Below are 18,541 nucleotides of genomic sequence, written 5' to 3'. Positions count from 1 at the left end.
CGCCGCCCCGTCGCGGCGCGCATCGCCAGCGGCGGGCGCGTATGCGAAACTGTGTCGATGACAATCGTTCTCATCGCGACCGCGCTGTACCTGCTGTCCACCGGACTGCTCGTCCATGGCCTGGCGGCCGAACGTGGCGCCGGGTCGCGTACCTGGCTGTGGCCGGCGGCCGCGGCGGTGGTGCTGCACGGCAGCTACCACCTGCTGGTGGCGATGCGCACCAGTGGCGGGCCGGACATGCATTTCTTCGCCGCGCTGTCGCTGGTAGCGCTGGGCATGGCCGCGCTCACCACCGTGGTCGGCGCGCGCGGGCGCATGGCGGCGCTGGGCGTGCTGGTGTTCCCGATGGCCGCGCTGCTGCTGCTGGCCTACCACGGCTACGGCCACGAACCGAGCAGGGCGCTGGGCTGGCGGCTGGCCACCCATGCCTGGCTGGCGCTGCTGGCCTACGCGACGCTGAGCATCGCCGCACTGCTGGCGATCATGTTGTGGCTGCAGGAACGGGCGCTGCGCCGGCGCGACTTCCGCCCGTGGCTGCGCGCACTGCCGCCGCTGACCGACCTGGAGGCGCTGCTGTTCCGCACCATCACCGTCGGCTTCTGCCTGCTGACCCTGACCCTGGTCACCGGGGTGCTGTTCGTGGACGACCTGCTGGCGCAGAAGCTGGTGCACAAGACCGTGCTCAGCGTGCTGTCCTGGCTGGTGTTCGGCACGCTGATGATCGGCCGCCGCCGGCATGGCTGGCGCGGGGTGAAGGCCGTGCACTGGACGCTGAGCGCGATGGTGCTGCTGTTGCTGGCCTTCTTCGGCAGCCAGTTCGTGATCGAACTGGTGTTCGGGCACCCACGCTGACCCTGGCGTCGACGCCGCCCCGGCGGCCTCAGGGGAACGGCCGCGCCAGCAGCGCGCGCATGGATTGCCCGCGGTGGGTGACCAGGTCCTCCAGCCGCCAGCAGCCATCGGCCTGGCGGCGCATCGCCAACCGCGTCAGGTGCGGCTCACCCCATACCGGGAAGCGCACCTCCACCGTGCCGGCTGCCGGCGACTGCGCCCGCCACCGGTAGCCGGGTTCGGCATCCACCTCGCCATCCTGGCCGTCCAGCCAGGGGTCATGGTCAAGCCGGCAGATGCCCTGCTCGCGCTGCTGGCAATCGCGCTCGGCCGCGATCACCCGCGCGAACCCCGGAGCCAGCAGGGCATCGGGCGTGTCGAGGAAGCGCGCGGACGTCCCGGCCTCGAACAATGCCCGCGCCACCGCCAGCGGCGCCGCGCAAGCAGGTGCGGCCAGCGCCGCCGGCGCCGACAGCAGCCCCAGCACCCCGATCCCGACCACGGCCCGGGCCATGCGCATCGATGCACTCCCCCGGCGGCGCATCGCCGATCCTGCGCGCGCCACTCAGGCCGCCTCGATCGCTTCGGCCAGCCGCTCGACCGCGATCACCTCCATGCCCTTGACCGAACCGGCCTTGGGCGCGTTGGCGCGGGGTACGATGGCGCGCTTGAAACCATGGGTGGCCGCCTCGCGCAGGCGCTCCTCGCCATTGGGCACCGGGCGGATCTCGCCGGACAGCCCGACTTCGCCGAAGGCGATGGTCTTCTCCGCCAACGGCTGGTCGCGCAGCGACGACAGCACCGCCAGCAGCACCGGCAGGTCGACCGCGGTCTCCTGCACGCGGATGCCGCCGACCACGTTGATGAACACGTCCTGGTCGCCAACCATCACCCCGCCATGGCGGTGCAGCACCGCCAGCAGCATCGCCAGGCGGTTCTGCTCCAGTCCCACCGCGACCCGGCGCGGGTTGGACAGCGGCGAGGAATCGACCAGCGCCTGCACCTCCACCAGCAGCGGCCGGGTGCCCTCGCGGGTGACCATCACGCAGCTGCCGGGCTGGCGCGTGCTGCCGCCGGACAGGAAGATGGCCGAGGGATTGGGCACTTCCTTCAGCCCCTTCTCGCCCATCGCGAACACGCCCAGTTCGTTGACCGCGCCGAAGCGGTTCTTGAACGCGCGCAGCACCCGGAAGCGGCTGCCGCTCTCGCCCTCGAAGTACAGCACCGCGTCGACCATGTGCTCGAGCACGCGCGGGCCGGCGATGCCGCCCTCCTTGGTGACGTGGCCGACCAGGAACACCGCGGTGCCGGTCTCCTTGGCAAAGCGCACCAGCCGTGCCGCGCTCTCGCGCACCTGGCTGACCGAGCCCGGCGCGGCGGTCAGCGTCTCGGTCCACAGCGTCTGCACCGAGTCGGCGACGATCAGCCTGGGGCGCGCCGCGGCGGCGTGCTGCAGGATCAGTTCGACGCCGGTCTCGGCCAGCGCATCCAGCCCGTCCAGCGGCAGGTCCAGGCGCACCGCGCGCCCGGCCACCTGCGCCAGGGATTCCTCGCCGGTCACGTACAGCACCGGCAGGCTGCCGGCCATCCTCGCCAGCGCCTGCAGCAGCAGGGTCGATTTGCCGATGCCGGGGTCGCCGCCGACCAGCACCACCGCGCCTTCGACCAGGCCGCCGCCCAGCACCCGGTCGAACTCGCCGATGCCGGTGGAAACCCGCGCATGCTCGCTCTGCTGCACGTCCTTGAGCGCGGTGATCTTCGGCGGCTCGAGCTTGCCGGCCCAGCCGCCGCGGCGCGCGGCCGGCGCCTTCGCCGCGGCCGCGCTTTCCAGCACCACCTCGGCCAGGACGTTCCAGGCGCCGCATTCGCCGCACTGGCCCTGCCATTTGCTGTACTCGGCGCCGCATTCGCTGCAGACATAGGCGGTGCGGTTCTTCGCCATCGGGGTTCCTTCGCTGGGGGCCGGCACAGGATACCCGCCAGCCGTCGCAGCCGATGCGACCCTCACGACTAAAGAAGCACACCCAGGCGCCGCTGTCTGGTGCACTCTTGCATCGACGAACCGCCGGACGCTCCCCGCATGGTTGGCACCTATAACCCGATCCTGGTCGTCTTTTCCCTGCTGGTCGCCATCCTCGCCTCGTACACCGCCCTGGACATGGCCGGACGCCTGGCGACGGCGCGCGGGCGCGGCCTGTATGGCTGGATGGCCGGCGGCGCCCTGGCGATGGGCCTGGGCATCTGGTCGATGCACTTCATCGCCATGCTGGCCTTCCACCTGCCGATCCCGGTGGGCTACGACCTGGCCATCACCCTGTACTCGATGGCCGCTTCGATCGGCGCATCGGCCTATGCCCTGTGGCTGGCGTCGCGGCCACACCTGCCGTTGCCACGGCTGGTGGCCGGCGCCGTGCTGATGGGCAGCGGCATCGCCGCCATGCACTACCTGGGCATGGCGGCGATGCGCATGCAGCCGGGCATCGACTACGACCCGCTGTGGTTCGCCGCCTCGATCCTGGTCGCCATCGGCGCGTCCGGCGCGGCGCTGTGGATCGCGCTGTGGCTGCGCCGCGAGAGCCGCCATACCCGGCTGCTGCGACTGGCCGCCTCGCTGGTGATGGGCCTGGCGATTGTCGGCATGCACTACACCGGCATGGCCGCCGCGACCTTCCCGGCCGGCAGCATCTGCGCGGCGGTGATCGATGGCGGTCTGGAAACCCGCTGGCTGGCGGTGCTGGTGATCGTGGCCACCGTGGCCATCATCGGCATCACCCTGGTCGCCTCGCTGTTCGACCGGCGCCTGCACCACCGTACCGGCCACCTGGCCGACTCGCTGGCGCGCGCCAACCAGGAGCTGGTGGAGGCGTCGCTGCACGACCCGCTCACCCGCCTGCCCAACCGCATGCTGCTGCAGGACCGGATCGAACAGGCGATCGAGAACGCGCACCGGCACGGCACCTCGGTCGCGGTGCTGTTCTGCGACCTGGACGGCTTCAAGCTGGTCAACGACGCCTACGGCCACCAGTTCGGCGACCGCCTGCTGGCGCGCGTGGCCGAACGGGTACGCGGGCTGCTGCGGCCGCAGGACACCCTCGCCCGCCTCGGCGGCGACGAGTTCGTCGCGGTACTCGGGGTGGAATCGACCGACGATGCGGTGGTGGTCGCCGAACGCGTCACCGCGGCGGTGGCCGAGCCGCTGCTGATCGACGGCGCCGAGCTGCAGCTCAGCGCCAGCCTGGGCATCGCGCTGTACCCGGACGATGCCACCAGCGAGCGCGAGCTGATGGCGCACGCCGACGCGGCGATGCACCACACCAAGCAGTCCGGCCGCAACGGCTACACGTTCTTCACCCCGGCGATGCAGGCCAGCACCAGCCGCCGCCTGCGCCTGCTGCAGGACCTGCGCCGGGCGATCGCGCGCGACGAACTGCTGCTGCACTACCAGCCCAAGTTCCCGGCCAGCGGCAAGCCGGTGATCGGCGCCGAGGCGCTGCTGCGCTGGCAGCACCCGGAACTGGGCCTGCTGGGCCCGGATACGTTCATCCCCATCGCCGAGCGCAGCGGCCTGATCCTGGCCATCGGCGACTGGGTGCTGGACCGCGCCTGCGCCCAGCTGCGCGCCTGGCATGATGCCGGCCACCCCGGCTGGTCGATGGCGGTGAACCTGTCGCCGCTGCAGTTCGCCTCGCCGGCGCTGGTGGAAACGGTGCGCGAGACACTCCGGCGGCATGCGCTGGACCCCGCCCACCTGACCCTGGAGGTCACCGAGACCACGGCGATGAAGGACGTCGAGGACAGCCTGCAGCGGCTCAACACGCTGACCGCGATGGGGGTGAAGATCGCCATCGACGATTTCGGCACCGGCTATTCCAGCCTGCTGTACCTCAAGCGCATGCCGGCCTCGGAACTGAAGATCGACCGCGCGTTCGTGCGCGACCTGGAGCACAACCCGGAGGACGCGGCCATTGTCTCCTCGATCGTCGCGCTCGGCCGCTCGCTGCAGTTGCAGGTCGTGGCCGAAGGGGTGGAGACCGAGGCCCAGCGCGCATTCCTCGACCAGCTCGGCTGCGACCTGCTACAGGGCTACCACCTCGGCCGGCCGATGGATGCGGAAACCTTCCTGCAGCGGGCCGGCTGAGCGCAGTCTCGCACCCGGCCGGCGCCGCCCGGACACGCGCCGGCCCGGCGCCTGCGACGCACGCGCAACGAAAAGGCCGCCCCGGGGGGCGGCCTGGCTTTCGATCGCGGCGTCGTACGGCGTCAGTGCATCATGTGGTAGTTCATGTTCCACATGACCCACAGCGTGCCGGCGACGATGATGCCGATCACCACCACGGTGAACAGGCCGGCATTGACGTTCCAGCGCGCGGCCGAGGAGCGGTCCAGGTGCAGGAAGAACACCAGGTGGACCAGCAGCTGCAGCAGGCCGGAGACCAGGATCACCATCGCCGTGGCGAAGGTCGAGGACAGGCCACCGCTCATCACCACCCAGAACGGGATGATGGTCAGGATGGCCGCCAGCACGAAGCCGATCAGGTAGGACTTGACGCTGCCGTGGCTCTCGCCGCCGGCACCGTGGGCGTGGTTGTCATGTGCGGACATCAGAGGGCTCCCGACAGATAGACGACAGAGAACACGCCGATCCAGACCAGGTCCAGGAAGTGCCAGAACAGGCTCAGGCACGCCATGCGGGTCTTGTTGGTCTGGGTCAGGCCGTTGCGCTTGAGCTGGATGAACATCACCAGCAGCCACAGCAGGCCGGCGCTGACGTGCAGGCCGTGGGTACCGACCAGGGCGAAGAACGCCGACAGGAAGGCGCTGTGGTCCGGGCCGTAGCCCTGGTGCACCAGGTGGTTGAACTCCCAGATCTCCATGGCCATGAAGCCGGCGCCCAGCAGCCAGGTGATGACCAGCCAGGTGAACATCAGGCCGACCTTCTTCTGGTGCATGGCGATCATGCCCAGGCCGAAGGTCAGCGACGAGATCAGCAGCAGCGCGGTCTCGCCGGCCACGAACTTGAGGTCGAACAGCTCCTTGGCGCCCGGGCCGCCGTTGGTACCGCCGGCCAGCACAACGTAGGTGACGAACAGCGAGGCGAAGATGAGCAGGTCGCTCATCAGGTACACCCAGAAACCGAAGATGGTCTTCTCGCCGGTGTCGTGGTGGTGCTCGTGGTCGTGGCCATGGTCCGCCGCGTGCGCGGCGTGGCCATGGTTCAGCGTGTGGGCGGTCGTGCTCATGCCTTCACCTCGGTCTTCACCAGCCCCTGCGCTTCCAGGTGGCGGCGATGTTCGTTTTCGATGCGTTCCACTTCGGCGGCCGGCACCCAGTAATCCACGTCATTGTCGAACGTGCGGTAGATGAAGGTGCCGATCATGCCGACCAGGCCGACGATGGCCAGCCACCAGATGTGCCAGATCATCGCGAAGCCGAACACCAGGCTGAAGGCGCCGATCACCACGCCGGTACCGGTGTTGCGCGGCATGTGGATGTCGCTGTAGCGGGCCGGCTTCGGCCAGGCTTCGCCACGCTGCTTGCGCTCCCAGAAATCGTCCAGTTCCTCGCCCTTGGGCAGGACGGCGAAGTTGTAGAACTGCACCGGCGAAGCGGTTTCCCACTCCAGCGTGCGCGCATCCCACGGGTCGCCGGTCAGGTCCACGTTCTTCTTGCGGTCGCGGATGGACACGATGATCTGGATCACCTGGCACAGGATGCCAGCGCCGATGATGAAGGCACCGATCATCGCGACCACGAAGTACGGCTGGTAGTCGGCGTTCGGATAGCTCTGCAGGCGGCGGGTGACGCCCATGAAGCCCAGCACGTACAGCGGCATGAAGGCCACGTAGAAGCCGATGAACCAGCACCAGAACGCGCGCTTGCCCCAGGTCTCGTCCAGCTTGAAGCCGAACATCTTCGGGAACCAGTAGGTGATGCCGGCGAACATGCCGAACACCACGCCGCCGATGATCACGTTGTGGAAGTGGGCGATCAGGAACAGCGAGTTGTGCAGCACGAAGTCGATGGCCGGGATCGCCAGCATCACGCCGGTCATGCCGCCGATGACGAAGGTGACCATGAAGCCGATGGTCCACAGCACCGGCGAGGTGAAGTGCACGCGGCCGCGGTACATCGTGAACAGCCAGTTGAAGATCTTCACGCCGGTCGGGATCGAGATGATCATCGTCGTGATGCCGAAGAAGGCATTGACGTTGGCACCCGAACCCATGGTGAAGAAGTGGTGCAGCCACACGATGAACGACAGCACGCCGATGCAGGCCGTGGCGTACACCATGCCCTTGTAGCCGAACAGGGTCTTGCGCGAGAAGGTGGCGATGACCTCGGAGAACACGCCGAACGCCGGCAGCACCAGGATGTAGACCTCCGGGTGGCCCCAGATCCAGATCAGGTTGATGTACAGCATGGCGTTGCCGCCGCCGTCATTGGTGAAGAAGTGCATGCCCAGGTAGCGGTCCAGGGTCAGCAGCACCAGGGTGACGGTCAGCACCGGGAACGCGGCGATGATCAGCACGTTGGTCACCAGCGCGGTCCAGCTGAACACCGGCATGTGCATCAGCTTCATGCCCGGGGTGCGCATCTTGAGGATGGTGATGAAGAAGTTGATGCCGCTCAACGTGGTACCCAGGCCGGAGACCTGCAGGCCCCAGATGTAGTAATCCACGCCTACGCCGGGACTGTATTCCTTGCCCGACAGGGGCGGGAACGCCAGCCAGCCGGTCTGCGCGAATTCACCCACGCCCAGCGAGATCATCACCAGGCCCGCGCCGGCCACGAACAGCCAGAAGCTGAGCGAGTTCAGGAACGGGAAGGCGACGTCGCGCGCGCCGATCTGCAGCGGCACGACCAGGTTCATCAGGCCGGTGATCAGCGGCATCGCCACGAAGAAGATCATGATCACGCCGTGGGCGGTGAAGATCTGGTCGTAGTGATGCGGTGGCAGGTAGCCCTCGGCGCCACCGGCGGCGACGGCCTGCTGCAGGCGCATCATGATCGCGTCGGCGAAGCCGCGCAGCATCATGATGAAGGCGACGATCAGGTACATCGCGCCGATCTTCTTGTGGTCCACCGAGGTGAACCACTCGTTCCACAGGTAGCCCCACAGCCTGGCGCGGGTGATCAGGCCCAGCACCAGCAGGCCGATCAGCCCGGCCGCGCCGAGCGTGATCATGATGATCGGCTCGTGGTACGGGACCGCTTCGATAGTCAGTTTGCCCAGCATTGTCATTCTCCCGAGGCGCCGTGCCCGGCGTGGGCGGCGTGCTCGTCAACATTGTGTCCGGCGTCATCGGCAGCGTCCGGCCGGCTGTCGCCCGCGTCGTGGCCGTCATGGCCCGCGTGCGCGGCGGCATCCTGCGGCGCGGCCGCGTGGTCGTGCTTCTTCATGCCGAAGTGGTGGTTCTCGCCCATGTGGCGGGCCAGGATCCAGTCGAACAGACCGGCTTCGGTGCGGCCGTAATAGGTCACCGGATACCAGTCATGGTTCTTCTCGGCGCCCAGTTCGGTGAACGCGGCCTTGTCCAGCAGCCTGTCGCTGGCGCGGACCTTGTCCAGCCAGGCGCGGTACTGTTCGTCGCTCACCGCGTGCGCGGTGAAATGCATCTTGTTGAAGCCCGAGCCGCTGTAGTGCGAGGCCATGCCCTCGAACGCGCCGGCCTCGTTGGCGATCAGGTGCAGCTTGGTCTGCATGCCCGCCATCGAGTAGACCATGCTGCCCAGGCTCGGGATGAAGAACGCGCTCATCACCGTGTCGGAGGTGATCTTCAGGTTCAGCGGCGCATCGACCGGGAAGGTCAGCTCGTTGACCACGGCCACCTTCTCTTCCGGGTAGACGAACAGCCACTTCCAGTCCATCGAGATCGCCTCGACCACCACCGGGGCGCGCTCGGATTCGATCGGCCGGTACGGGTCCAGCGCGTGCGAGGAACGCCAGGTCAGCACCGCCAGCACCAGCACGATCATGCAGGGGATCGACCACACCACCACTTCGATGGCGGTGGAATGCGACCACTTGGGCTCGTAGCGGGCCTTGGTGTTGGAGGCGCGGTACTTCCACGCGAACGCCAGGGTCATCACGATCACGGGGACGACGACCAGCAGCATCAGCACCGTGGCGGTGATCAGCAGGGTCTTCTCGTCCTGGCCGATCTGGCCTTTGGGGTTGAGGATGGCCGCGTCGCAGCCCGCCAACAGCGCGGACAGGACAAGCAGCATGCCCGGACGCAGGCTGCGTCCAAGTGATTTCAACGGAATCATCGGTCGATCCAATTGCGAGGGGGGGCCTGGTCCGGCACTCCCTTGCACGCTTGCGCGAAACGACCACCCGGTGATGAACCGCCGGGGAAAACGTATACGGGACTGCCGGATTCAGCGCGGCAATTCTAGGCTTCGCCCATCACTTTAGAAAGGCATTGACAATGATCCAGCGCAGCTGGAGCCCGATTCAGCATGCGACATGTTGTCGCACCCGCGCACAAGGCGCGCGTTCATGTCGCCTCCCGGTGGCCGGCGCCGGCCACCGGGAGGACTTGGTGCATCAGAAGCGGTAACCCACGCCCAGCATGACCCCGTTCACGGTCTGGCCGTCGCGGCGTTCACCGACGTAGTCGAACATCACCGACAGGCGCTCGCTGGCACGGCTGCTGACGCCCAGGTTCCACGACAGCAGCTGCTCGCCCACGTCCTGGCTGGCCGCGCCGAAGGTCAGGTCCGGCGCCGCGGCGAAGGCCGAGGTGAAGCGGGCCTGCGAATCGCCCAGTTCCTGCTGCCACAGCACCCGCGCGTGCGGGGTGATGCGCTCGCCGTTGCTGCCGTGGAAGCTCTTGAACAGCTGCAGGCCGGCGCCGACGCGCACGCTCTCCAGGCTGCCGCTGCGACCGGTCAGCGCGCCGACGGCCTGGCCTTCGTTGAAGCGGGCGTTGGACAGGCGGGTGTAGTCGACCACCGGCAGCAGCGGCTGCACCACGGTGCCACCGGCGGTGGTGAACGACAGGCCGTGCTCCAGGCGTGCCGACAGCGCGTCGCTGTCGTACTTGGCGCGCAGCGGGGCGTCCAGGCCCTCGATGCCGGCAATGCCGCGGCGGGTGTCGTGGCTCAGGTCGGTGTAGCGCACCGACGCGGCCACGTAGCCCTTGGCATAGGCCGCATCCAGGTAGCCGCCGATGTCCAGGGCACGGACGTCGCCGTGGAAATCAGAGCCGTCGCGACCCTTGGCCGACATGTCGGCCGCGGCCACGCTCACGCCCAGCGCCACCTTGTCGTCGGCCACGCGGGTGTCGGCACCGATCACGATGCCACCGATGTTCTGCTTCATCCCGGCAACATCGCCCTGCGCCTTGATCCGGCCCTGGGTGCTGAAGCCACGACCCCAGATGCCGACGCCACGACGGCTGTCGCCGCCCTGCATGCCGCCCTCCCCTTCGCCATTGGCGGCCGGCTCGACCAGGTGCATGGCCAGCTGGCTGAACAGGCTGCTGTTGCCCGTGCCCGGCTGCGCCGACGCCGCCTGCGCCGCACGCGCGGCCAGGCCATCGGCATCGCCACCGTTGCTGCGCATGTCGAACTGGTGGTGCTGGATGACGCTGCCGATGCTGTCGACCAGCGCGGCGTCGGCCAGCTGCAGGGTGGCGTGCGCGTCGCCGCGCAGCGCACCGGCCTGCTGCCGGATCACGTCGCGGTCGGAGAACTGCAGCGCGCCCAGCAGCGGCTTCATGCCGGCGCGACCGCTGTTGGCGGCCGCCGCCAGCGCGCGGCCCAGGCCATCGCCGGACTGCGTGTTGGCGAACAGCCCGGTCTGCTCGAAACCGGTGTTGGCGGTCAGCCACAGTCCGTCGGCGCTCTGGTGCACGTTGAAGCTGAGCAGCGAGTTGTGGCGCGGGCGGAACACCTCGCCGTCGACGATGCTGGCGCTGTAGGCGTCATCGCCCAGGCGCGCGACCTGCTGGAAGCCCTTGTAGGCGCCGGCCATGTAGATCGGCCCGTCGATCAGCTCGCGGGTGTAGTCGGCGCCATAGAAGCCCTCTGCCACGTTCAGTGCCAGCTGCGCGCCCGGCGCCACGACCAGCGCACCGTCGTTCATGCCGTCGTCGAAGAACCCGCCCACGCGCAGGCGGCCGGCCGCCGCGCCGCCGGCCTCGGTCACGTCGAAGGCCACCAGCGAGCCCGGCTGGATGTTGACGTAGCCGTGGGTGGTGAGGTCGCCGCCGCGCGGCATCAGCAGGCCGTTGATGACCACGCGGCTGAAGCCGTCCTCGCGCCACGACGGGCCGGTGATGCCGAGCATGGCATTGGAGTCGATGGTCGCCGAGCCGATGTCGCCATGCCCGACCAGCGCGCCGTCACGCTGCACGCGCAGTTCGGTGGTGCGCAGGGCGCCGCCTTCCAGCACGATGGCGCCGTTGTCCACGCGCATCAGGTCCGCGCCGGTGGTGGCCGCGGTCCGCCATACCGCACCGTTGCCGATGCTGATCACGCCTGCCGAGTCGGCCAGGGCCGAGCTGTCGAGCTGGTCCAGGCGCAGCTTCGAGCGCAGCAGTGCCTGGATCCCCGGGTCGCTCAGATAGTCCTGGAGCGAGAACTGGCCGATGCCGTTGGGGCCATCCTGCGCCAGGTTGTAGAGGGTGACGGCCAGGTTGATGTAGGTGGTGCCGTAGTCGGCGTCGGTCCAGCGCGCGAAGTCGTCGTCCACCAGTGCCTGCAGCAGCCTGCCGGTACGCAGGTAGCCGGGATTGATGTCGCCGGTCACGTTGGACGTCACCCGCAGGGTGTCGCCCGGGTTGTTGTAATCGGCCGAGGTCATGATGTTGTTGTTGAACATGTCCTGCCCGGGGAAGGTCTCCTCCGCGCGGCCGGTGCCGTCCGGATCGAAGCTGACCGAGTCGCCGTTGGTGCGCGCCGGGTCGGCGAACACCAGCAGGCCGTTGGGCTGGGTCACCTGGAACAGCGCCTTGTACAGCAGCTCCTCGTCCATGCCGCCGCCGTAGTTGCCGGCGTAGATGCCGAACATGCGCGGCGACGGCCCGTAGGTCACGCGGCCGCCGGAGCTGGCGGCGTGGATCTGCACCGAGTCGACCTCGGTCGGCAGGTCACCGGCCATGTAACGCTCGACGCCACCGGACTGCATGATCGAGCAGGAGGAGATGCAGCGGCCGGACACGATGGTGTTCAGGCCGGCGGTACGGATCACCGCCTGCAGCCATTCGCCGCTGATCAGCGCGCCGCCGTTGGACGTGCGCAGCACCACCTCGCGGAACGGCCGCCCTTCGGCCTCGGCCTTGGCCAGCATCGCCGGCAGCGCCATGATGTCGGCCAGGGTGACATCACCGCTCAGGAAGATGCGGTCACCGTTGACATGGACCGCCATCGCGTTCGCGTCCCCGGCCACGCCGAAAGCGGCAGTGGCCAGCAGTCCGGACAGCGCCATACTCAATACCGATCGTTTCATTCGCACTTCTCTCTCCATGGTTGCAGCGGCATCCCGCTCATCCCGCGCCTGCGGGACCACAGCAGAACGCGCAGCAGCGCCGATCACCCCCAGTCCCGCCGCCCATCGACCCTGAACGCGTTCACCAATGCGCCCGGTATTCCGCCGGATGCTTCCCGCCGGCGCCGTGCTGCGTACACTCTCCGGCACACTTGGCTTACGGATACCCCGACTGTCTGCTTCCCGTGCCCCGGTCGACGGCGTCGCGCCCGCCCCCTTCGGCGATGGCTTCACGCTGTTCCTGCGCACGCAGCGCGAGCCGCTGCGCGCCTTCCTGCGCGCGCGCGGCACCAGCGAGGAGGACGCCGAGGACATCGTGCAGGACTGCATGGAGCGGCTGATCCGCTACCGCGAGCATCCGCACGCGGAACTGAAACTGCTGCTGTACCGGATCGCACGCAATCGCCTGGCCGACCGCGGCCGCTCACCGCACGCCGCACCGCACCTGCCGCTGGCCGAACAGGACCTGCCGAGCGAAGCGCCGTTCTCCACGCCCGGGCCGCTGCGCCAGGCCGAATCGGGACAGATGCTCAACACCCTGCGCCAGGCGCTGCTGAAACTGCCCGAGCGCTGCCGCGAGGTCTACCTGCTCAACCGCATCACCGGCATGAGCTACAGCCAGATCGCCCGCCACCGCGGCATCACCGCCAAGACGGTGGAAAAGCACGTCGCGCGCGCCCTGCAGGGGTTGCGCCGGGAGCTGGGGGCCGACGCGTTCGGCATGGGCGGGGACGAATGACCGGGCGCGATACGCCGCCCCGCGACGCGCTGTTCGCCCGCGCTGCGGCCTGGGTGGCACGGCTGGACGCCGCCGACTGCACCCGCGCCGAACGGGCGGCCTTCGAGGAATGGCTGGCCGCCGATCCGGCGCGGGTGCGCGCCTGGGCCGAGGCCGAACGGCTGCACGCGTCAGCCGCGACGCTGCGCGATGATCCCTGGCTGCGCGCCGGCGCCCGCCACGTGGTCCGGCGGCCCCTCTACCGGCGGCCCCTGTTCGGGGTGGCCGCGGCCGCGGCGCTGTGCCTGGCGGTCGGAACCGGCTGGGTACTGGCCACCGATGGCAACCCTACCCCGCATACCTACGTCAACAGCGGCTTCGCGCCCCAACGCCAGCTGCTCGAGGACGGCAGCGTCGTGGTACTCGACGCCCGCACCACCCTGACCGCGCGGTTCGGCTGGCGCAGGCGCGGCATCGAACTGCAGCAGGGCCGGATGCAACTGCAGGTGGCGCCGTCGTCGCGGGCTATGCGGGTGCAGGCAGGCAACAGCGTGCTGCGCGATATCGGCACCACCTTCCAGGTCGAACTGCTGGATGACGGGCGGATCGACATCGCGCTGCTCGACGGCGCCCTGGAAATCGACAGCCGCGGCACGCAGCGCATGCACGCCGCCCTGCGGCCGGGACAACAACTGCAGGTGCTGCCGTCGGGCCGCATCGAGCCGGCCAGCCCGCTTCCGCAGCCGCAGGCCGAGGCCTGGCCACAGGGGCGGCTGCTGTTCGACGCCACGCCGTTGCCGGTGGTGATCGCCAGGATGAACCGCTACACCGCCACACCGCTGGCCATCGCCGATCCGGCGCTGGCGCCGCTGGCCGTGAGCGGCACGTTCGCCGCCGGCGACCAGGCTGCATTGCTGTCCGCACTGGAACTGGGCTGGTCGGTCACCGCGCGCGCGCGCGCCGACGGTACGCTCGAGCTGCGCGGCGTGCGCTGAGCACCGCGATGGGCATGCTGATCGACCGCCTGCGCCCGCCCCTGCTGTGCCTGGCACTGCTGGTCGCGTCGCCGGCCATGGCCGCGTCGGCTGGCAAGGCGGTGGACTACCAGGTCGCGCGCGGCCCGCTGGTACAGGCCCTGCGCGAATGGTCGCGGCAGGGCGACACCCCGTTGTTGTTCGACGCCCGCGAACTGGCCGGGCTGGACAGCGCCGGCGTCAACGGCACGCTGCCGCCCGCGGCCGCACTGGAATGGCTGCTGCAGGGGCTGCCGGTCAGGCTGGCGCGCTCGCCCGGGGGGATATTCACCGTACGGCGCCAGCAGGCACCGCCCCGCCCAGCACCCGGACCCACCGCTGCGCCTGCAGCCGCGGCCGCACCCGCGGTGACGGCACCGGACGTCGAATTCGCGCCACTGCATGTCACCGGCAGCCGCCTGCCGCGCACGTCGCTGCAGACCACGATGCAGGTGGACGTGATCGAACGCGAGGACATACGCCGCAGCGGCTACGGCTCGCTGTTCGACCTGCTGCGCCACCTGCCCGGCATGAACGGGCGGCCACCGCTGGATGCGGCGCGCGACGGCGATTCACCCTACCTGCCCGGCGGCGCCGCGGCGGCCACCAGCCTGGACGGGATGGGCCCGCGCGCCACGTTGTTCCTGGTCAACGGCCGGCGCCTGCCGCGCTACCCCATGGTGTCGCTGCAGCAGGGCGCCCTCACCGACCTGGGCGGGCTGCCGCTGAGCTTCGTCGAACGCATCGAACTGGTCCGCGGCGGCGCCTCGGCCATCTACGGCGCTGATGCCATGGCCGGCGTGGTCAACATCGTGCTGCGCGACCACGCCGATGGCCCCGAAGCCATGCTGCAGACCGGCACCAGCAACCAGGGCGATGGCGCCCAGTACCGGGTGCAGGCCGCCACCGGCAACGGCGGTGCGGGCGACGACTGGTTCCTCGGCATCGACCTGCAACGGACCGACCACGTCGCCGGCGACCGCCGCGACTGGCACCGCGAACGGCAACGCTATCCGATCGGCCTGCTGACCCGCGACGGGTACTACCTGCCGGCCTACCTGTGCCCGTCCGGCATGCGCGAGGACAGCGGCTGCTGGTACGACAGCTCGCGCCCGCGCTCGCTGCAGCCCGCCTCATCCACCGCCGCCGCCTACGGCCATTGGCGGCACGACGCGGGCAACGGCCTGCACGCCCACGCAGAACTACGCGCCAGCCTTGCCCGCCAGCGCTACGGACTGGGGCCGACGGCGGCGGCCCTGCGCCTGGCCGACGGCAGCCTGATCAACCATGTATTCGAGGAAGGCGGCAGCGTGCGCCCGACGATCCACAGCCTCGAACTGGACCTTGCAGCCGGCATCGGCCGCGATCGCGGCGACGGCGGCTGGGAAGCGGGACTGGGCCGGCAACGCAGCGAAACCACGCTGTCGACCGAGGGCGCGGTGCGTAGCGCGCGGCTGTTCGATGCCGTGGCCAACGGCTACATCCCGGGATTCACGCCACTGGATCCATTCCTGAGCGAGCAGTTGTTCCCGCGCAGCCGCAACCGCGGCCGCACCGACCAATGGCTGGCGTGGTGGGGCGTGCGCCACGCCCTGGGCACGCTTGCAGGCGGTACCGCGCAACTGGCCACCGGCATCGACCTGCGGCACGAAACCTGGACCTCGCGCCCGGACCGGCTGCTCGAGGACGGCGAACTGGCACTGGGCCTGCCCACCGACCGGCGCAGGCTTTCCACCCAGAGCAACGCCGGCTATGTCGAAATCGGCCTGCCGCTGGCCGAGCCGCTGCGCCTGGACCTGGCCGGCCGCCTGGACCACGATGCCGGCGAACTTTCTTTTTCACCCCGCGCCGGCCTGCGCTGGAATCCCTCGCCGGCCTGGTCGCTGCTGCTCTCGGGCGGCCGCGGCTATCGCGCGCCGAGCCTGTTCGAACGGCGGCGCCCGCCGGGGTACTTTGGCGCCGAAGCCATAGCGTGGTCGCCCGCGCTGCCGGCCTGCGCGCACCCCGCTGGCAACGCCTGCCTGGTGGACGTACAGGTGGTGGAGAACACCGGCGTGCGGGCCGAAACCTCGCGCAACCAGAGCCTTGGCGCCATCTGGAGCCCAACGCCCGGACTCAGCCTGTCGCTCACCCACAACCGCGTCGAACTGCGCAACGAGATCCTGGCCCTGCGCCCGGCCGATGCCGGCTGGAACGCGGATACCTGGCTGCTCGACGAACGCGGCCGGTTGCAGTCGCTGCGCCTGTATTTCGACAACATCGGGCGCACCGTGTCGCGCAACTGGGTGCTGCACGGCGACTACCTGCGCACCTCCGCCGCCGGCCAGTGGCGGCTGTCGCTCGACGCGCTCCACCAGCAGACGCTGCGCCGCCGCGAGCACGCCGGTGGCCGCTGGATCGACCTGCGCGGCCACGCCACGCCGGGCACGGCGGCCAATGCCTCGCTGCACTGGCAGGGCGCGCGCTGGGGCAGTTCGCTGCATGCGCGCTATGCCGGCAGCACCCGCGCCTGGCCGGCCGCCGGCAACTGCCCCGCGGCGCAGCGCGGCAACGACCAGTGCAGCAATCCGGCGCAACTGCGCTGGAACCTGCACCTGGACCGCCGCATCGGCGCGCGCATGACCGCGGCGCTGGACGTCCTCAACCTGTTCGATACCCAGCCGGTGAACTACCTGCCCGGCAACGGCGGCTTGTCCGCCGGGCTGGACGATCCGCTGGGACGCTATTTCCAGCTGACCCTGCAGTTCCACTGACCCGGGCGCCGCCTGCGCTGCAAAACAAAAGGCCAGACGCGGACGCCTGGCCTTTGTTCGATGCTGGTGCCGGAAACAGGAGTCGAACCTGCGACCTACGCATTACGAATGCGCCGCTCTACCAACTGAGCTATTCCGGCGGAGCCGCGAATTGTAGGGGCTGGCCGGCGATGTGGTCAATCGACCAGGCGCAGGCGCAGTTCCTTGGGCAGCGCGAACACCATCGACTCCGGCTCGCCGGCCAGTTCGGCGATGCCACCGGCGCCGAGTTCGCGCAGGCGCTCGATCACGCCGTCGACCAGCACCTGCGGCGCCGATGCGCCGGCGGTCAGGCCGACGCGCTGCTTGCCGGTCACCCACTGCGGGTTGATCTCGTGCGCGCCGTCGATCAGGTACGACTCCACGCCCTCGCGGCGGGCCAGTTCGGCCAGGCGGTTGGAGTTGGAACTGTTCGGCGAACCGACCACCAGCACCAGATCGCACTGTTGCGCCAGTTCGCGCACCGCGTCCTGGCGGTTCTGCGTGGCGTAGCAGATGTCGTCGTTCTTCGGCCCCTGGATGGCGGGGAACTTGGCGCGCAGCGCGGCGATCACGCTGCGGGTGTCGTCCACCGACAGCGTGGTCTGGGTGGTGTAGGCCAGGTTCTCGGGCTGGCCGACGCGCAGCGCGGCGACATCGTCCTCGTCCTCGACCAGGTAGATGGCACCGGCGCCCTCTTCGCTGCGCCACTGCCCCATCGTGCCCTCGACCTCGGGGTGGCCCTCGTGGCCGATCAGCACCACGTCGCGACCCGCGCGGCAATGGCGCGCGACCTCGAAATGCACCTTGGTCACCAGCGGGCAGGTCGCGTCGAACACCTTGAGCCCGCGCCGCCCGGCCTCGTCGCGCACCGCCTGCGACACGCCGTGGGCGCTGAAGATCACCGTGTTTCCGTCCGGCACCTCGTGCAGCTCCTCGACGAAGATCGCGCCGCGCTGCTTCAGGTCGTCGACCACGAAGCGGTTGTGCACGACTTCGTGGCGCACGTAGATGGGGGCGCCCAGCGTCTCGATCGCGCGCTTGACGATCTCGATGGCGCGGTCGACGCCGGCACAGAAGCCGCGGGGGTTGGCAAGCAGTACGTCCATGCGGCGATTCTAATGGCGACGGCGGGAAATAAGGGGAACGGGACCGAAACCGTACCGCCTCATCCCGCCTTCCCGGGCCCGCGCCTGCGCCCCTCGAACAGCCCGGACAGGGCGATGCCGATGGCGCCGGCCACGATCGCCGAATCGGCGATGTTGAACGACGGCCAGTAGTGGTCGCCGACGTACCACTGGATGAAGTCCACCACGTGGCCGTGGACCTGGCGGTCGATGACGTTGCCGATGGCGCCGCCGATCACCAGCGCGTACGGCAGCGCCGCGCGCCAGTTGCCGCGCGCGGTGCGCGACAGCCAGAACGCCATCAAACCGCTGATGCCCACCGCCAGCGCGGTGAAGAACCACAGCTGCCAGCCGCCGGCGTCGCTGAGGAAGCTGAACGCCGCGCCGGTGTTGTAGGTGCGGTACCAGTTCCAGAAGCCGTCGATCACCGGCACCGGGGTGAACTCGGGCAGGCTGGCCAGTACCCAGGCCTTGCTCCACTGGTCCAGGCCGATGACCGCCACCGACACCAGCAGCCAGATCAATGCGTTGGGTTTGACAGCCTTTGCTTGCATGTAATGCGCCTGTAGTGGAGTGGCATGGAA

The 18,541-nt window shown here is 69.4% G+C and carries 14 protein-coding genes and 1 tRNA gene; 5 read left to right on the top strand and 10 right to left on the bottom strand.

Going from position 1 to position 18,541, the window contains the following annotated elements; all coding sequences use genetic code 11:
* Positions 1-57: 57 nt before the first annotated feature.
* Positions 58-852, top strand: coding sequence for a cytochrome c biogenesis protein CcsA (gene ccsA, locus QQA12_RS05470; protein ID WP_056931003.1), 795 nt, complete (start codon positions 58-60; stop codon positions 850-852).
* A 28-nt stretch (positions 853-880) separates the two neighbouring features.
* On the opposite strand, the gene QQA12_RS05465 is transcribed toward ccsA, so the two are convergent.
* Together QQA12_RS05465 and radA are read right to left on the bottom strand one after the other, a co-directional pair.
* Positions 881-1,351, bottom strand: coding sequence for a hypothetical protein (locus tag QQA12_RS05465; protein WP_226050101.1), 471 nt, complete (start codon positions 1,349-1,351; stop codon positions 881-883).
* A gap of 45 nt (positions 1,352-1,396) precedes the next feature.
* Positions 1,397-2,773 (bottom strand): DNA repair protein RadA, encoded by a 1,377-nt coding sequence (radA, locus tag QQA12_RS05460; RefSeq protein ID WP_056931002.1) that lies wholly within the window; start codon positions 2,771-2,773, stop codon positions 1,397-1,399.
* A gap of 138 nt (positions 2,774-2,911) precedes the next feature.
* Between radA and QQA12_RS05455 the strand changes: the two genes are divergently transcribed.
* Positions 2,912-4,969, top strand: a complete 2,058-nt coding sequence (locus QQA12_RS05455; protein WP_226050102.1) for a bifunctional diguanylate cyclase/phosphodiesterase — start codon at positions 2,912-2,914, stop codon at positions 4,967-4,969.
* A 122-nt stretch (positions 4,970-5,091) separates the two neighbouring features.
* Here QQA12_RS05455 and cyoD read toward each other — a convergent pair whose 3' ends face one another.
* The 5 genes from cyoD to QQA12_RS05430 all read right to left on the bottom strand — a co-directional run bounded on the left by cyoD (position 5,092) and on the right by QQA12_RS05430 (position 12,289).
* The gene (gene cyoD, locus QQA12_RS05450; protein WP_054664221.1) at positions 5,092-5,433 is read right to left on the bottom strand and encodes a cytochrome o ubiquinol oxidase subunit IV; all 342 of its coding nucleotides are present in this window, start codon (positions 5,431-5,433) and stop codon (positions 5,092-5,094) included.
* Positions 5,433-6,071: a cytochrome o ubiquinol oxidase subunit III gene (cyoC, locus tag QQA12_RS05445; protein ID WP_054664219.1), complete on the bottom strand. Its 639-nt coding sequence runs from the start codon at positions 6,069-6,071 to the stop codon at positions 5,433-5,435. The genes cyoD and cyoC overlap by 1 nt, the downstream gene beginning before the upstream one ends.
* On the bottom strand, positions 6,068-8,068 hold the full coding sequence (cyoB, locus tag QQA12_RS05440) for a cytochrome o ubiquinol oxidase subunit I (protein ID WP_054664216.1): 2,001 nt from the start codon (positions 8,066-8,068) through the stop codon (positions 6,068-6,070). The genes cyoC and cyoB overlap by 4 nt, the downstream gene beginning before the upstream one ends.
* 2 nt (positions 8,069-8,070) lie before the next feature.
* On the bottom strand, positions 8,071-9,102 hold the full coding sequence (gene cyoA, locus QQA12_RS05435; protein ID WP_226050103.1) for a ubiquinol oxidase subunit II: 1,032 nt from the start codon (positions 9,100-9,102) through the stop codon (positions 8,071-8,073).
* Between the two features lie 280 nt (positions 9,103-9,382).
* Positions 9,383-12,289, bottom strand: a complete 2,907-nt coding sequence (locus QQA12_RS05430; protein WP_226050104.1) for an autotransporter outer membrane beta-barrel domain-containing protein — start codon at positions 12,287-12,289, stop codon at positions 9,383-9,385.
* 148 nt (positions 12,290-12,437) lie between these two features.
* Between QQA12_RS05430 and QQA12_RS05425 the strand changes: the two genes are divergently transcribed.
* The 3 genes from QQA12_RS05425 to QQA12_RS05415 are packed head-to-tail and all read left to right on the top strand — an operon-like array spanning position 12,438 to position 16,812.
* Positions 12,438-13,067 carry a sigma-70 family RNA polymerase sigma factor gene (locus tag QQA12_RS05425; protein WP_233324860.1) on the top strand — a complete coding sequence of 210 codons (630 nt, stop codon included), beginning with the start codon at positions 12,438-12,440 and terminating at the stop codon, positions 13,065-13,067.
* On the top strand, positions 13,064-14,041 hold the full coding sequence (locus QQA12_RS05420) for a FecR domain-containing protein (protein WP_226050105.1): 978 nt from the start codon (positions 13,064-13,066) through the stop codon (positions 14,039-14,041). The genes QQA12_RS05425 and QQA12_RS05420 overlap by 4 nt, the downstream gene beginning before the upstream one ends.
* An 8-nt stretch (positions 14,042-14,049) precedes the next feature.
* Positions 14,050-16,812, top strand: a complete 2,763-nt coding sequence (locus QQA12_RS05415) for a TonB-dependent receptor (RefSeq protein WP_226050106.1) — start codon at positions 14,050-14,052, stop codon at positions 16,810-16,812.
* A gap of 64 nt (positions 16,813-16,876) precedes the next feature.
* On the opposite strand, the gene QQA12_RS05410 is transcribed toward QQA12_RS05415, so the two are convergent.
* The 3 genes from QQA12_RS05410 to lspA form a co-directional block, all read right to left on the bottom strand.
* A tRNA-Thr gene (locus QQA12_RS05410) sits at positions 16,877-16,952 on the bottom strand.
* Positions 16,953-16,988: 36 nt separating this feature from the next.
* Positions 16,989-17,939 carry a 4-hydroxy-3-methylbut-2-enyl diphosphate reductase gene (gene ispH / locus QQA12_RS05405; protein ID WP_054664189.1) on the bottom strand — a complete coding sequence of 317 codons (951 nt, stop codon included), beginning with the start codon at positions 17,937-17,939 and terminating at the stop codon, positions 16,989-16,991.
* A 59-nt stretch (positions 17,940-17,998) separates the two neighbouring features.
* Entirely contained in the window at positions 17,999-18,511 is a 513-nt protein-coding gene (lspA, locus tag QQA12_RS05400) for a signal peptidase II (RefSeq protein ID WP_226050107.1), read from the bottom strand.
* Positions 18,512-18,541 lie beyond the last annotated feature (30 nt).

Source organism: Stenotrophomonas sp. 17(2023) (assembly GCF_030345315.1).
GTDB classification, from domain to species: Bacteria; Pseudomonadota; Gammaproteobacteria; order Xanthomonadales; family Xanthomonadaceae; genus Stenotrophomonas; species Stenotrophomonas acidaminiphila.
This window is presented reverse-complemented; position numbering and strand designations above follow the sequence as displayed.